11 protein-coding genes are annotated in these 13,734 nt (G+C 72.6%); 6 read left to right on the top strand and 5 right to left on the bottom strand.

What is annotated here, in order from left to right:
* Positions 1-2: 2 nt before the first annotated feature.
* Positions 3-905, bottom strand: a complete 903-nt coding sequence (locus tag AB0I69_RS01595; protein ID WP_363093445.1) for an ABC transporter substrate-binding protein — start codon at positions 903-905, stop codon at positions 3-5.
* A gap of 408 nt (positions 906-1,313) precedes the next feature.
* Here AB0I69_RS01595 and AB0I69_RS01600 point away from each other — a divergent pair, with 408 nt between their 5' ends.
* Positions 1,314-2,198 carry a rhodanese-like domain-containing protein gene (locus AB0I69_RS01600; protein ID WP_363093446.1) on the top strand — a complete coding sequence of 295 codons (885 nt, stop codon included), beginning with the start codon at positions 1,314-1,316 and terminating at the stop codon, positions 2,196-2,198.
* A 199-nt stretch (positions 2,199-2,397) separates the two neighbouring features.
* Here AB0I69_RS01600 and AB0I69_RS01605 read toward each other — a convergent pair whose 3' ends face one another.
* Positions 2,398-3,495 carry a M12 family metallopeptidase gene (locus AB0I69_RS01605; protein WP_363093447.1) on the bottom strand — a complete coding sequence of 366 codons (1,098 nt, stop codon included), beginning with the start codon at positions 3,493-3,495 and terminating at the stop codon, positions 2,398-2,400.
* Positions 3,496-3,592: 97 nt separating this feature from the next.
* Here AB0I69_RS01605 and AB0I69_RS01610 point away from each other — a divergent pair, with 97 nt between their 5' ends.
* Positions 3,593-5,503 (top strand): LuxR family transcriptional regulator, encoded by a 1,911-nt coding sequence (locus AB0I69_RS01610; protein ID WP_363093448.1) that lies wholly within the window; start codon positions 3,593-3,595, stop codon positions 5,501-5,503.
* Between the two features lie 259 nt (positions 5,504-5,762).
* Here AB0I69_RS01610 and AB0I69_RS01615 read toward each other — a convergent pair whose 3' ends face one another.
* Positions 5,763-8,366, bottom strand: coding sequence for a CHAT domain-containing tetratricopeptide repeat protein (locus AB0I69_RS01615; protein WP_363093449.1), 2,604 nt, complete (start codon positions 8,364-8,366; stop codon positions 5,763-5,765).
* A gap of 110 nt (positions 8,367-8,476) precedes the next feature.
* On the opposite strand from AB0I69_RS01615, the gene AB0I69_RS01620 reads away from it, so the two are divergent.
* Genes AB0I69_RS01620 through AB0I69_RS01630 form a run of 3 tightly spaced genes read left to right on the top strand, consistent with a single transcriptional unit; the run spans position 8,477 to position 11,096 of the window.
* Positions 8,477-9,913: a S8/S53 family peptidase gene (locus AB0I69_RS01620; RefSeq protein WP_363093450.1), complete on the top strand. Its 1,437-nt coding sequence runs from the start codon at positions 8,477-8,479 to the stop codon at positions 9,911-9,913.
* Positions 9,910-10,548, top strand: coding sequence for a sigma-70 family RNA polymerase sigma factor (locus AB0I69_RS01625; RefSeq protein ID WP_363093451.1), 639 nt, complete (start codon positions 9,910-9,912; stop codon positions 10,546-10,548). The genes AB0I69_RS01620 and AB0I69_RS01625 overlap by 4 nt, the downstream gene beginning before the upstream one ends.
* Positions 10,549-10,553: 5 nt before the next feature.
* Entirely contained in the window at positions 10,554-11,096 is a 543-nt protein-coding gene (locus AB0I69_RS01630) for a hypothetical protein (protein WP_363094145.1), read from the top strand.
* A 64-nt stretch (positions 11,097-11,160) separates the two neighbouring features.
* On the opposite strand, the gene AB0I69_RS01635 is transcribed toward AB0I69_RS01630, so the two are convergent.
* Together AB0I69_RS01635 and AB0I69_RS01640 are read right to left on the bottom strand one after the other, a co-directional pair.
* Entirely contained in the window at positions 11,161-12,384 is a 1,224-nt protein-coding gene (locus AB0I69_RS01635; RefSeq protein WP_363093452.1) for a cytochrome P450, read from the bottom strand.
* 74 nt (positions 12,385-12,458) lie between these two features.
* The gene (locus AB0I69_RS01640) at positions 12,459-13,268 is read right to left on the bottom strand and encodes an N-formylglutamate amidohydrolase (RefSeq protein ID WP_363093453.1); all 810 of its coding nucleotides are present in this window, start codon (positions 13,266-13,268) and stop codon (positions 12,459-12,461) included.
* An 84-nt stretch (positions 13,269-13,352) separates the two neighbouring features.
* Between AB0I69_RS01640 and AB0I69_RS01645 the strand changes: the two genes are divergently transcribed.
* Complete coding sequence (locus AB0I69_RS01645) at positions 13,353-13,694, top strand: DUF5713 family protein (protein ID WP_363093454.1); 342 nt, start codon at positions 13,353-13,355, stop codon at positions 13,692-13,694.
* Positions 13,695-13,734 lie beyond the last annotated feature (40 nt).

Here is a 13,734-nt window from a genome sequence, read left to right on the forward strand (position 1 = left end):
TCTCATGTGGCCACGTCCAGCAGGCCGTTGGTGAAGGACTTCGCCCAGTCCCGGTCGTCCGGAATGGCGCCGTTCTCGGCGAGCCAGTGCGCGTACGGGCCCATCCGGCCCTCGTCGATCACACCCCAACGGCCGTCCGTGTCCGTCCAGGTGGGCGCGATCAGTGCGAGAGAACGGGCGATCAGCGGGCGCGGGAAGTACGGGATGACGTGCTCCAGCAACTCCAGCGTGGCGTCGGGTTCCTGGGCCGCTGCCGCGTAGCCGCGGGCTGTGACGGCGAGGAAGTCCCGTACCAGGGAGGGGCGTTGGTCGAGGAGCGTCTCGTTCGTGCCGAGCAGGTAGCTGTGGTAGCGCGGGGCGCCGATCTCGTCGACCGGCCAGGTCAGTCGCTGCTCCTCGGGCAGATCGCCGCGCAGGGCGTCCCAGGACCAGTAGTTGCCGAAGGTGGCGTCCGCCTCGCCCGCCGCGATGTCGTCCACGGTCAGCTCACGGCTCCCCGCGTCCACGCCGATCACGGCGTCCGGGTCGCCGCCGTCGGCCGCCACCAGGTGACGCACCATGGCCCGGCCGCGCGGGGTCGGGTTGTAGGCAATACGGCGGCCGGCCAGGTCTCGGGGGCGGGTGATGCCGGTCGACGTGGTGGTCTGGATCGCCTCCAGACCCCGGTGATTGATCGCGGACACGGCGATCAGCGGCTGGCCGTGCTCGGCGCGCCGGGCCAGCAGCCGGTTCGGCGGGAAGATCCCGAAGTCCACCTCGCCCCGCGCCAGGTACTCCAGCGTGTCCCCGCGTCCCGGATCCTGGACCACCAGCTCGACATCCAGACCGGCCTCGGCGTACCAGCGGCGGGCGCGGGCGACGTACAGACCGGCAGAATTCGGCCAGGGGTGGAAATAGTCAAGCATGACCCGTATGTGCGGCATGGTGGTACTCCGGGAGGTGCGCAGGCGTGACGGCGCCTGAAGGGAGGAGAAGGAGGAGGGGTGCGCGGGGGCGGTGGATCAGCGCGTGCGACAACAACAGGAGCGGCGCGCCGGGGTGTTGACCACCGGGTGCTGGGGCTCGACTGCTGCAGACACGTGAACTCCTACGCGGGCGCTGAGGCGCGAGTGGTGCGGTCGGCGTCCCCATGGGGGCCGGACTCTCGACGAGCCGGTCCCAGACGCCCTCTCAGCCCAACCGGGTAGGGGCTCCCGCGTAGATGGCCGAACGATAACCGCACCACCCGGATTCTGTGCAAGCGTGGACCGGAGTGTGAGACGGCGGCGCCCGAGGGGTGAGACGCCCAGCTCACGGGCGTACGATCGGCCGCCATGACCACCTCCCTGCTGCCCGGCCCGCTGGTCGACGACACCTGGCTCGCCGCGCATCTCGACGATCCCCGGCTGGTCGTCCTCGACGCCACCGCGCTGCTGCCCTCACCCCGCGAGGACGGCGACTACCGCTCCGTGAGCGGGCGCGGGACATGGGCCGAACGGCACGTCCCCGGATCGCGACACGCCGACCTGACCGGCGACTTCTCCGACCACGACGCGCCCTACCACTTCGCCGTGCCGTCCCCCGAGGCCCTCGCCGCCGCACTGGCCCGGCTGGGCGTGGGGGAGGGCGCCGAGGTCGTCGCCTACGACAGCGGGGGCGGCATCTGGGCGGCCCGCCTGTGGTGGATGCTCCGGGCGATCGGCGTACCGGCGGCGGTACTGGACGGCGGCCTGGAGGGATGGGTGGCGGCGGGTCGTCCGCTGGCCTCCGGGGAGGACACCGACCCGGTTATGGCCGTCCGTCCCGCGACACCCGTCGTACGTCCGGATCTGTGGGCCGGCATCGAGGACGTGGCCGCCATCAGCCGCGGCGAGCGCCCCGGCACCCTGGTGTGCGCCCTTCCCACCGGCGGCTACGACGGCTCGGCCCCGACGCGCTACAGCCGTCGCGGCCACATCCCCGCCAGCCGAAGCCTTCCGGGCCGGGGTCTCCTCGACGACTCCGGACACGTGCTGCCCGCCGAGGAACTCGCGGCGCGGGTCGGCGGGGTCCTCGACGCCGACGACTCACCGGTCGTCCTGTACTGCGGCGGCGGCATCTCGGCCGCGGGCGCCGCACTCGCGCTCACACTGCTCGGCCGTACGGACGTGTCGGTCTACGACGGTTCGCTGGAGGAGTGGTCCAAGGACCCTGCGCGGCCACTGGAGTTGGGGGGCTAGAGCACAAGGACCCTGCTGGGCCGACGAGTTGAAGAGCCAGCCTCAAGGGCCTTGCGTGCCCTGCGTTTTGGCCGGCTCAACCCCGGGCGCGACGGCGTGGCCGAGGTTCGTATCCCTCCCCCGAAGGCTACGAACCTCGGCCGCTTCCCCCGGCGCCGGACAGTGGTCCGTCCGTCCGCATGCGGCTGTACCCATGCTGTTACCAGCACATCACCGCGGTGTCCCCCGAACCCCACGTGGAGTACAGGCGCACACGGACGAAGTAGCGGCGGCCCTTGACGAGCCGAACCTTGAATGTGGCGTTGTGCGGCGTGCCCCCGTCGTCCTGCCCGGCGAGGAAGCGCGGTTCGCCGTCCCGTTCCTCGAAGACCACGAGAACCGTGTCGCTGTCCCCGAAGGCGCCGACGGCGTACTCGCGCGTCTGCGTCGGCTCGACCGCGAAGTCGGCCTGCTCGCCCGGCCCCAGGCGCAGTGGCGCCGACCGGAAGGGCACCAGCTCGGCCGGCCGGGGAGGGCCGACGGGCGGGTACCAGCGCAGGACGAACTCCTTGTCGGAGGGGGAGAGACTGCCGTGCGGGTGCAGACCCGTGCGGTACTCCTCCGGCTCCAGGACGAGCCCCGACGTGAACGGGTACTCCATGATCGACTGCGGGTCCCAGACGGAGCCGTTTACCTCGTCCGGGTCGAGCTTGCGCAGGATGTTGAAGCGCGTCCGGTCCCGGCTCCAGAAGTTCGGCGGGCCCGCCAACTCGGCGTAGACGGCCTCGTCGTCCCAGTGGATACCGGCGAACGGGCTCTGGTGCTCGTGCAGCATGCCCAGGGCGTGCCCGATCTCGTGCAGGACCGTGCCGCGCTGTCCCGGTGCGGTCAGGTCCCAGCCGAAGTTCATGGTGCGGTCGCCCAGACCGACCGTGAGCGCGTCGCGGCCCACCGCCGACCAGGAGCCGTCACCGGGCTGGAACCCGATGCGCAGCTCAGCCTCCGAACGGTCCCCGACCTCGGTGAAGTCGACACCGATCCCGAGGTCCTGCCACTCACGGAAGCACTCGCGTACGACGTCCTGCTGCTCCTTGGCACCGGCCCACGGCACCCGGCGCATCTCGCCGGTCCCGGGAACCGGGATGACGGACGTGTCGGTGGCGGCCGCGTTGTCGGCGTCGAAGAAGTAGTAATGCAGGACCGTGCCGTTGACCCACTTCCGGCTTCCGCCGACGAGCGCACTGCGTCGCTCGGCGGCCAGTCCCGGTCCGAACTCCGGGGCCGACTGCTGCGCGAGGGAGCAGTAGCGAGTGGTCATGCGACCAGAGTGCCGCTGACCGTTCCCGAGCGCCTGAGTCGGGGGCTACTCAAGTCACCCTGTATCAGGCGTGAGTAGCCCGAGTCGTATCTGCGTGATGACTTTCGAACAGGACGCGAAGACCCTTGAACTGCCCTGGCCGTTCACCGGCCGGGAGGACGAACTCGAACTGATCCGCCGGTCCTTGACGGCAGGCCGGCACGGCATCGTGGTCACCGGCCCGGCCGGCCGGGGCAAGACCCGGCTGGTCACCGAGGCAGTCCGGGGCGGCGACTGCGCCAGGGTCACCGGGACGCCCGAGACCCGCCTGCTGCCCTTCGCCGCGTTCGCCCACCTGCTGCCCGAGAGCGTCTCCCTGCACCGCGCGGTCCAACTCCTGTCCGGTGTAAGGCTGTTGCTGGTGGACGACGCCCACCTGCTCGACGACTCCTCGGCCGCCCTCGTCCACCAACTCGCCGTCCACGGCCGAACCCGCCTGGTGGTCGTGGTGGCCGACGGCGACTCCGTGCCCGGCGCGGTGTCGCGCCTGTGGACGGGCGAACTGCTGCCACGCCTCGCGCTGGAGCCGCTGCCCCGCGAGGAGACGGCCCAGCTCCTGGCGGCGGGTGCCGGCGGCCCGTTGGAACCCCTCACCGCGAAGCGCCTGTACCACCTCTGCCAAGGGGACCTACGCCTCCTGCGCGACCTGTTCGGCGCGGTGCGCGAACGCGGGCTGCTGACCCGGGCGACGGATTCCGACGAGTGGGCCTGGCGCGGCCCGGTACCGGTCACCGCGACCGTCCGCGAACGCACCGCCCAAGTCCTCGCCCGCACCGGCCTCGACGAGCGCGAGAGCCTCGAACGCCTGGCCTTCGCCGAGCCGTTGGCGTCGTCCATGGACGACTTCGACCTCGACATCCTCGAACGCCTTGAGTCCGAAGCGCTGATCCACATCGACGACCAGGGCGCCGTCCGCCTCACCCACCCCCTGCACGGCCCCGCGCTGCGCGCCGCGGCCGGCCGGCTCCGGTCCCGGCGGCTGGCCCGCACGCCGGACCAGTGCGCCCCGGCCCTGGCGGCGGAGCGGGCCGCGCTCACGGACCGCATCGACCGGACCGACGTACGACCGCTGCCGACGCCGGTGGGGGAGTGGCTGGTGGCGGAGGGCGCACCGGTCCCGGCCGGGTACGCCGCCGTACGCGCACGGTTCGCGAGGCTGCGGGGCGAGCTGCGCGAGGCGGCGGCCTGGGCGCGGGAAGGTCTGCGGGAGGCCTCGGGCAGTCGCGCCTGCGCGGCCGAACTCGCTTTGGCCGCCGCCCAGTCGGGAGACGTACCGGCCACCGACGACGCCCTCGCCCACCGCCCCGTCTCCGGCGACGCGGGCAGCTGGCTGGCGACGGCCCGGGGCGATGTGGAGACGGCACGCGAAACGGTGGCTGAGGCGCTGGCGCCGAGCAGGCGGAGAGACGGCGAGGAGATCAGCGGTTTCGCCGTCGAGGACGGCAGGCCCGCCGCGTACGCCCTATACGACGCCGTACGCCTCGGCGCTCCCGAACGCGTCGCCGGCCGACTCGCCAGGCTGCCCGGCGACGGACCGGCCGTCCTCGCCCGGCACGCGGAGGCGTTGGTCGACGGGGACGGGCCCGCGCTGGACCGGGTGGCGGGGGAGCTGGAGCAGCGCGGCTTCCTGCTGTTCGCGGCCGAGGCGCACGCCCAGGCGGTACACGCCCACCGCGACCCCCGCGCCGCCCGCATGTCCCGCACCCGAGCGGTAGCCCTGGCCCGCCGCTGCCAGGGCGCCCGCACCCCCGCCCTCTCCGGCCTGGTGCTGGGCGAACTCACCGCCCGCCAGCGCCAGATCGTCACCCTCGCCGCCGCGGGCCTCAGCAACCGCCAGATCGCCGAGCGCCTCACCCTCTCCATCCGCACCGTCGGCAACCACCTCTACAGCGCCTACGCCCGCCTCGGCGCGAGCGACCGCGGCGCACTCCCGTGGCTGGTGGAACTGCCGACGGCGCAGTCGGCGTGAGGGCGTGAGGGTGATCTGCCGGGCTGAGCACGACCTGTGACCTCGCCGGCTCAGGCCGGGCTCGGCCGGTCGACTGCGGCCGGGTCTCTTCGGCACGTGTGTGGGGCGGTTACCCGGCGGTACTTCACCCTCTGGCGGGTTAGGGCCAGGACCTGTGGAGCTCGGCCGGTCACCCGGGCTCGGCCGATCACCCACCCCCGGGTTCCGCCGACCACCTCGCTACATACCTCCGCCGCCCCCCATCACCTTGTCCGACCGATCAGGCCGCCCCGAACGCCGTGAACGCCCACCCCGTTGCCTGATGTACCGCGTCCCCCGGGAGCGCGGCCCGGGCGTCGCGTAGGGCCTCTGCCAGGGACAGGCCCGCGCTGAGGCCCTTGTGCAGGGTGAGCATCAGGGGGACCACGGCGGCGTCGTTGACGGGGGCGCTGCTCGCGACCACGCCCGCCGTGCCCAGCGGGAGCAACGCCGTGACCAGGCCGAGGAGTTCGTCCGCGCCTACCGAGGCGAGGCGGGCCGTGTCGCAGCTGGAGAGGATGATGCGGTACGGGCTGCGGGCGAGGCGTTCGAAGTCGTGGACGATGAGCGGACCGTCGGCCATGCGGAGCGCCGAGAACAGGGGGCTGTCCGCGCGGAACGTGCCGTGGGCCGCGATGTGGGCCAGGGTCGCGCCATCCAACTCGGCCAGCACCCTGGGGACTTCGGCCTCGTCGTGTTCCAGGACCGTGCGCCTGCCGTACTGGTCGGCGAGGTCCGGGACTTCGGCGCCGCCGGTCGCGAGGCCGGGGCCGCGCACCAGGACGTTCCGGCCGCCGGGCGGCGGTTCGGTGTCCAGGGCGCGCAGCCAACTGCCCGCCGACGGCGACACACTGAGCACCCGTTCGCGCAGCGAGGGCAGCAACGCCCAGGGGACACGGTGGAGTCGGCCCGGCGGGACCACCACCACCGGGCCGGAGCCCAGGTGCCCGGCCGCCCCGCCGAGGAGGAGTTCCTCCAGCCGTCGGCCCGCCGCCTCCACCACCGGGAGCCTCGCTTCCGCTCCGGGATGCGCCAGGCGCCGTAGACCCGCCTGTACGTGTTCCGCCTCGGCCATCGCCTCCGCGAGGAGGCCCGCCTCGAAGCGCCGTACCCGGCCCTCCCCGCAGAGCAGGGCGTGCACGCGGCCGTCGACCACGGCGAGTTCGACCAGGCGTCCTTCACCGAGGCGTGCCAGCAGGCGAGTCGGGTCGAAGCGGGCGCCCTCGCCGGGTGCGTCGCCGCGCATGTGGAGGGTCCGGGAGCGGATCTCCCGTTCCAGGCGCCGCTGTTCGCGTTCCAGGGCCGGTACCGGATGGCCCTCCATACGGGCCTCGTCCGCGCGGGCGGCGATCTCGCGGAAGGCCGTCAAGTCGCTGAGCAGGACCGGGTCGGCGGGTGGCCGGGTGGGAGGAGTGGAGAGGGCGGTAGCCCGCCAGCGTTCGCTCCACACCAGCAGGCGTCGCGGCCCGCCGGAGGCGAGGCTCGCCCGCTGGGCGAGGGCGGCCAGTTCCGCGCCCTGTGCCGTCGCCCGCGCCCTCAACTCCGAGGCGCCCAGGGTCGTACGGTGGTCGTCGAGGACGTCGAGCCCGCGTCGGCACGCCTCCAGTACCCCGCGACCGGAGCCGGCTGCCTGGGCGCGCAGCGCCTGTGCCGCCCAGCCGGTCATCCGGGCCAGCGGCGGGCCGCCGCGTCTGCTGCGCGCGGCCACCGCCAAGTGCCGTTCCGCGTCCGCCGTCCAGCCGACCGCCAGCGCGATCCGGCCCGCCAGCAGCGAGGCCTCCGGGGCGGACGGTGAGCCGAAGGCGGCCAGCCGGTCGGCCACCGCGGCGGCGTCCGCCACCAGCCGCCCCGATGCTCGTCCGGCCGCCAACCGGGCCTCGATCAGCACGAGTTGGGCATGGGTCTCCCACCAGGTGCGCCGCTGAGCGGCGAACAGCCGTACCGCCACGGCCGCGCGCGCGATGGCCGTGTGCGGATCGTCCGCGAGCCGCGCGGCCCGGGCGGCGACCAGGAGCAGTTCCGCCTTGCGGGTGGACTGGCCGCCGATGCCGTCCAGTTGCCCGATCGCCGAGTCCGCCTGAGCCAGCGCCTCCGCGGCCAGCCCCGCGCTCATCAGGACGTCGCAGCGGCGGATCGTCAGCATGAACGTCGGGGTGGTCAGCTTGGCGTACATCTCCTCGGCCTCGTCGAGCAGTTGGAGCGCCACCGGGATGTCGCCCGACCGGAACGCGGCCAGGCCCCGGCTCTCCACCGCGTCGGCCTTGTCGTGCTCCTGGCCTGTCGTCTCCCACATCCGCTCGGCCGCCGTGAAGTCGGCGTCGGCCCGGTCCACCGCACCGAGCGCCAGGTGCACGGTCGCGCGCAGGGTCAGCGCCCGCGCCGTCCAGATCACGTCGTCCGCCTGCCGCAGCACGGGCAGCGCCCGCCGTACGTCGTCCAGCGCCTCGCGGTGATGGCCCAGCACCCACCAGACATACGCCCGCAGGTACAGGACCCGCGCCCGGGCCCGTCCGCTGCCGCGGGCGATGCCCCGCTCGAAGGCCTCCAGGCCCTGCCGGGTGCGGCCCGCGTGCACCAGGGCCACGCCGAGCGTGCCGAGGACGTCCGCCTCCCGGTCCGCCGACTCCGCGCGGGCCGCCAGGTCACGGGCGCGCCGCAGATGGTGCAGGGCGAGCCGTAGATCGCCGAAGTCCCGCTGCCAGATGCCGATCACATGATGGGCCACGGAGGCCTCGAACGGCGTCGGATCGGCGTCGAGTACCGCCCGCGCACCGGCCAACGCCTCGCTCGGAGCCGCGAACACCATCGGCAGCAGTTCGAGAACCGAGTCGCTTCCCGCTGTCACTCCTCGGATAGTAGTGGTCCCAGGTGCAGACCACACAGGTTTGGAGCTGTATCAAGCAGCGGCCCCGCGGCTCTGACTGACGACCGCCGCCTCAGTGGGAGGACACCGCCATGGCACCACAGCGATTCCACGAGCAGTTCGACCAGATCCAACGCTCGATGCCCGACGTCCCCCTGGCGATGGGGCCGGACGACTCCGCCGAGTTCTTCTACGAGAAGGGCGTCGTGCTCGCCCGCGACGGCGAGGAGGCCCGCCTCGTCGAGGACACCGTACGTACACACTTCACCGCGACCACCGGCCTCACCGCCGACTCCGTCCGCCGGGCCGGACCCGAGACCAACCGGTCCGGCATCTCCCGCATCCAGGTCGGCGACCCGGGCCAGGGCGACCGGCGCGGCGACCACGCCGTCGCCAACGCGCTGCGCGCCCTCCGTGAACCGGAGGGCCGCGCGGGACGCCGACTTGTCAGCCGCAACCACGTGGTGTCGATCGCCGTGAACGCCTGTCCCGGCGACGAGCCCGTGCCCGCCCCGCTCACCGAGGGCGCCAACCCGGCGCCCGCGGAGGCCGGTTACGACGCGGACACCGCCGTGGGCGTCCTCGTCATCGACACCGGCCTCATGCACGACTACCGGTCCTACCCGCTGCTGGCACACGTCCAGGGCGATGCCCAGATCAGGGAGACCGACGACGCGGGAGTGCTCCGGCAGTACGTCGGCCACGGCACGTTCATCGCCGGGCTCGTCGCGGCCGTCTCGCCCAACACCGAGGTCACCGTCCGCAACACCCTCAACGACGCGGGCGCCATCCTCGAATCCGACTTCGGCGAGGCGCTGTTCGCCGCCGTCGACCGGAACGGCTGGCCCGACGTCATCAGCCTCTCCGCAGGCACCTCCAACGGCCGCACCGACGGACTCCTCGGCGTCGAGGCCTTCATGCAGGAACTCCGGGGGCAGCGAACCCTGTTGGTGGCGGCGGCCGGCAACAACGCCAGCGCCACGCCCTTCTGGCCCGCCGCCTACGCCGACCTGCCCGACTACCAGGACGTCGTCCTCTCGGTCGGCGCGCTGCGCAGCGACGGCGAGTTCGGCGCCTGCTTCAGCAACCACGGCGCCTGGGTCAAGGCCTACGCCCCCGGCGAGCGCCTCATCGGCCCCCTCACCGGCTTCGACGCACCCGCGCCGTACGCCTACCAGCACACCACGTACGACGCCTGCCGGTTCGGCTTCACCTACTCCTGCACCTGCCAATCCCCGCAGCACACCGGTGTGTTGAGCGAGGAAGGGCAGACGGAACCGGGCACACCGGACCAGGTGACGTTCGCGGGGTTCGCCCACTGGAGCGGAACCTCGTTCGCGACCCCCGTCGCCGTCGGCATGATCGCGTCCTTCATGACGGCCAACAAGGAGACCGACGCGCGTGCGGCCCGTACCCAACTCCTCGCGGGGAACACCGAGTACGCCGAAGTACGCGGGGCGCATGTACCGGCGCTGCGCCCGCCCACCTGGCGCCCGGTCCCCGTCGTACCGCTCTCCCCTCCGGCATGAGGGCCGGAACCGTCCCCTCCACGGCGTACGATGACATGCCGTACACGAGGGGTGGCACCGTGGACCGTGCAGAAGTCGGCGCGCTCGTCCAGTCCGCCGTCGACGGCGACGCGGCGGCATGGAAGGCGATCGTGGAGGGGTTGAGCCCACTGGTCTGGTCAGTGGTGCGCGCCCACCGGCTCTCCGACGCCGACGCCCACGAGGTGTACCAGACCGTGTGGTTCCGCTTCGCCCAGAATCTGCGGCGGATCCGGGAACCCGAGAAGGCCGGCTCCTGGCTGGCCAGCACCGCACGCAACGAGTGCCTGAAGGTGATCAAGGGGCTCAGGCGGCTCATGCCCACGGACGATCCCCAACTCCTGGACCGCATCAGCGAGGAGCGCACGCCCGAGCAGTCACTGATCGACTCGGAGGAGACGGCCTCCGAGGCCGAGCGCATCCGGCGGCTGTGGCAGGAGTTCGAGGAACTGGGCGAGCGCTGCAGGAAGTTACTGCGTGTCCTGATGGCCTCGCCGCCGCCCAGCTATCTGGAAGTGTCCGCCGGCCTGGGGATCGCCGTCGGCAGCATCGGCCCCATGCGCCAGCGCTGTCTGCGCCGCCTGCGGGCCCGACTCGACGCCCGGGGGGCGGTGTGAGCGGCATGCACGACGACGGCTTCGGCGCGTTCGACGCCTTCGGCCAGGAACCCTTCGACGACGAGGAGTTCGACGATCAACTGGGCGAACAGGGCGACGGCACCGGGGAGTTCGACGACGGACTCCTGGAGGAGGAGCTGCGACAGGCGGCCGCCATCCTGGACCCGGTCCCCGCCGAGCTGCGCCAACTCGCCATGGACGCCTACGCGTTGTACGACATGGACGCCCGGCTCGCGGAGCTGACGTTCGACTCCCTGGTCGACGCCATTCCGGTCCGAGGCGTCACGGACGTACCCCGCATGCTGACCTTCACCGCGGGCGCCCTCAGCGTCGACGTGGAGGTGACGAGCGAGGGCCTGATGGGTCAGGTGATGCCGCCACAGCCGGCCGGCATCGAGGTCCTGAACGGCCCGCAGGCACTGCGCCCCGCCACCCTCACGGCCGACGACATGGGCCGATTCACCAGCGACGTACCCCCGGCCGGCCCCTTCGCGCTACGGCTGCGGACCGGCGGGGAGGTGGTCGTCACGGAGTGGCTGCGGGCGTGATCGCCGGTGCGCGAGGACGGGTGCATGATGCCCGCCTCGCGCACCGCGGCACGTACGCGGCGGCCTACCAGGTCACCGGCAGCGTCTGCGGCCCCCGGATCATGGTCTTCCGGCGCCAGACGATCTCCTCGGCGGGTACGGCGAGTTGGAGCCCCGGGAGCCGGTCCAGCAGGGTGTCGACGAGGAGTTCGGTCTGCAGCCGGGCCAGCACGGCGCCGGTGCAGTAGTGCGAGCCGTTGCCGAAGGCCAGGTGGGGGTTGGGATCGCGGTCGACGTCGATGCGGTCCGGGTCCGGGAAGACGGCCGGATCGCGGTTGGCGGCGAGGTAGGAGACGTAGACCGGATCGCCCGCGCTGATGCGCAGGCCGTGCAACTCGACGTCCTCCAGGGCGATCCGGGCCAGTCCGACCGAGGCGCGGTGCGGGATGTGGCGCAGGAGTTCGTCCAACGCGGCTTCCCGGCACTCGGGTTGGCCGCGCAGGCGCTCCAGCAGCTCGGGGCGGGTGAGCATCAGGTACAGCATCTGCCCGCAGTTGTGGGTGACCGCCTCCCCGCCGATCTGCAGCGGACCCGCGAGGCCGCCCGCCTCCGCCTCGCTGATCTCGCCCCGGGCCACGGCGCCGCCGAGCAGGGAGTACACGTCGGTGCCGTCGCTGTCGGCACGAGCCCGGATCGTGTTCGTGATCCACGCGTACATGCCGTTCTTGGCACGGTCGGCGGCCTCGGCGCCGCCGGACGTGGAGATGATCTGCCGCGTCCAGGCGTGCACCTGCTCCCGGTCCTCGTCGGGCACCCCCATGACCTCGCTGACCACGGCGATCGGGAAGGGTTCGAGGACCCGCCCGATCAGGTCCGCGGGCGGCCCGTCCGCCACGACCCCGTCGACCAGCGTGTCGAGCAGTGACTGTGCCCGGGGCCGCAGCCGCTTCATCGCGCCGACCGTGAACGCACCGGCGACCGCCTTGCGCAGCCGGTTGTGGTCCGGCTGGTCGGCGAACGCCAACGACCCCGGACGCGGCTTGAAGTGCGGGGCGAGACGCGTCACTTGACGTGTGGTGACCTCCGCGCGACCGAACCGCGGATCGTTGGTGATCATCTTCACGTCGTCGTAGCGGGTCGCCAGCCACGCCCAGCCCTCGCCGTGCGGCAGCCGGATCCGGTTCAGCGGACCTTCGCGCATGAGCTCCGCGAGGACCGGGTCGAACTCCGTCCCGGTCAGGTCGAGCGGGGGCCAGTCCCGGACGGGGGGCGGGGCCTGGCCGGTCAGCGTGGTGGTCTCCTCGGTCATGCTGTCCACCCTCGTACGCCCCCGACCTCCTGTCCTGCGGGAGTGCTCCAGCCGGAGGGCCGGAGGGCCGGGCGCTATGCGGATACGGCGTTCACCAGCGTCGCCAGCGCGGAGGCGAGCCGGGTGACTCCGGGGCCGTCGGGCGGCCCGCCGGGTTCGGTCATGTACGTGTCCCGGCGGATCTCCACCATCAGGGCGCCGACGGCCGGCTCCTTGCCGTAGAACTCCAGCGGCACGTAGGTACCGATGAACGGGCTGTCGAGCCCGATCTCCCCGCACCCCGCGAACGCGTCCCGTGCCGCCGACAGCAGTGCGGGCGGGGTGTGGAGGGTGTCGGTGCCCAGGCAGACGGCGGGGCGGGGGTCGCTGCCGTGGAGTTCGTAGGGGAGCGGGGCGGTCGGATAGGAGTGCAGGTCGATGACGACGGCCCGGCCCGTCGCGGCCAGCCGGTCGGCGACGGCCTCCGTCATCGCGCGGGCGTACGGGCGGAAGTAGCGGTCGATCAGTGGCTCGGGGTCGTGGTCTGCGGGCCGTAGGTCGGCGAGATGCGTGGTGCGGGTGTAGACCGCGCCCATGCCCACGGCGAGCATTTCCTCCCGCTCGTCCGGGAAGCGTTCCGGGTCGACGACCAGCCGGGACAGGCGGTTCACGAACCGCCACGGGGTGACGGCACACGCGCGTGCCGCTTCATCGGCGATCCGCGCGGTGTGGCTGTCGGTGATGTGGTCCAGTTCGCGCTCCAGCGCCGGGTCGTCCAGCAGGATGTCGGCGCGCTCGTCGGCCGGTATCTCCCGCGCGGAATGCGGCACATGAAGGATCACGGGCGAGTCGGCGGCGCCGGGCAGCAGCTCGAACGACGGCGAGGACGGCGCGGAGGGGGACACGGGCGGCTCCCGGAGGCGTTGTCAGTGGCGTGGTGCAGGATCAAGGTATCCGCAACGACGATCACGGACCGGGGGAGCACCGCCATGCCCGTAAGCAACCAGCAGATCACCGAGCACGCGTTCCTGCGGGCGCTGTACCGGGACGACTACTACCCCGACGACGTGGTGGACCTCGGCAAGGCGATCCTGCTGCGACTGTGCGAGCGCATCGAGACCGAGCACCCCGCCGACCTGCCCGCGCTGTACGCCCTCACCGAGGTCGCCACCGAGGAGTTCAACGCCCTGCAGGACGACTTCGAGGCGGCCGACAGCGACATCGAGACCGTGGCGCGCGAGGAGATAGCCGAGGACTTCTGGTTCGTGGCGAAGACGTACGGGTTCGCGGACGCGGATGTGGAGGAGCTGATTGCCGTTCGGGACTGGTGAGTTGCGCCGCCGGGGCGGGTGAGTTGTGCTCTGCCACGGG

Origin of the sequence: Streptomyces sp. NPDC050508 (assembly GCF_040655155.1) — a bacterium.
GTDB lineage: Bacteria > Actinomycetota > Actinomycetes > Streptomycetales > Streptomycetaceae > Streptomyces.

Excerpts from the sequence above, each read along its gene's own strand:
- AB0I69_RS01630 (WP_363094145.1), top strand. The coding sequence starts at position 10,554 with ATGCACGACGACGGCTTCGGCGCGTTCGACGCCTTCGGCCAGGAACCC.
- AB0I69_RS01645 (WP_363093454.1), top strand. The coding sequence starts at position 13,353 with ATGCCCGTAAGCAACCAGCAGATCACCGAGCACGCGTTCCTGCGGGCG.
- AB0I69_RS01635 (WP_363093452.1), bottom strand. The coding sequence starts at position 12,384 with ATGACCGAGGAGACCACCACGCTGACCGGCCAGGCCCCGCCCCCCGTC.
- AB0I69_RS01625 (WP_363093451.1), top strand. The coding sequence starts at position 9,910 with ATGAGGGCCGGAACCGTCCCCTCCACGGCGTACGATGACATGCCGTAC.
- AB0I69_RS01610 (WP_363093448.1), top strand. The coding sequence starts at position 3,593 with ATGACTTTCGAACAGGACGCGAAGACCCTTGAACTGCCCTGGCCGTTC.
- AB0I69_RS01600 (WP_363093446.1), top strand. The coding sequence starts at position 1,314 with ATGACCACCTCCCTGCTGCCCGGCCCGCTGGTCGACGACACCTGGCTC.
- AB0I69_RS01595 (WP_363093445.1), bottom strand. The coding sequence starts at position 905 with ATGCTTGACTATTTCCACCCCTGGCCGAATTCTGCCGGTCTGTACGTC.
- AB0I69_RS01620 (WP_363093450.1), top strand. The coding sequence starts at position 8,477 with ATGGCACCACAGCGATTCCACGAGCAGTTCGACCAGATCCAACGCTCG.
- AB0I69_RS01605 (WP_363093447.1), bottom strand. The coding sequence starts at position 3,495 with ATGACCACTCGCTACTGCTCCCTCGCGCAGCAGTCGGCCCCGGAGTTC.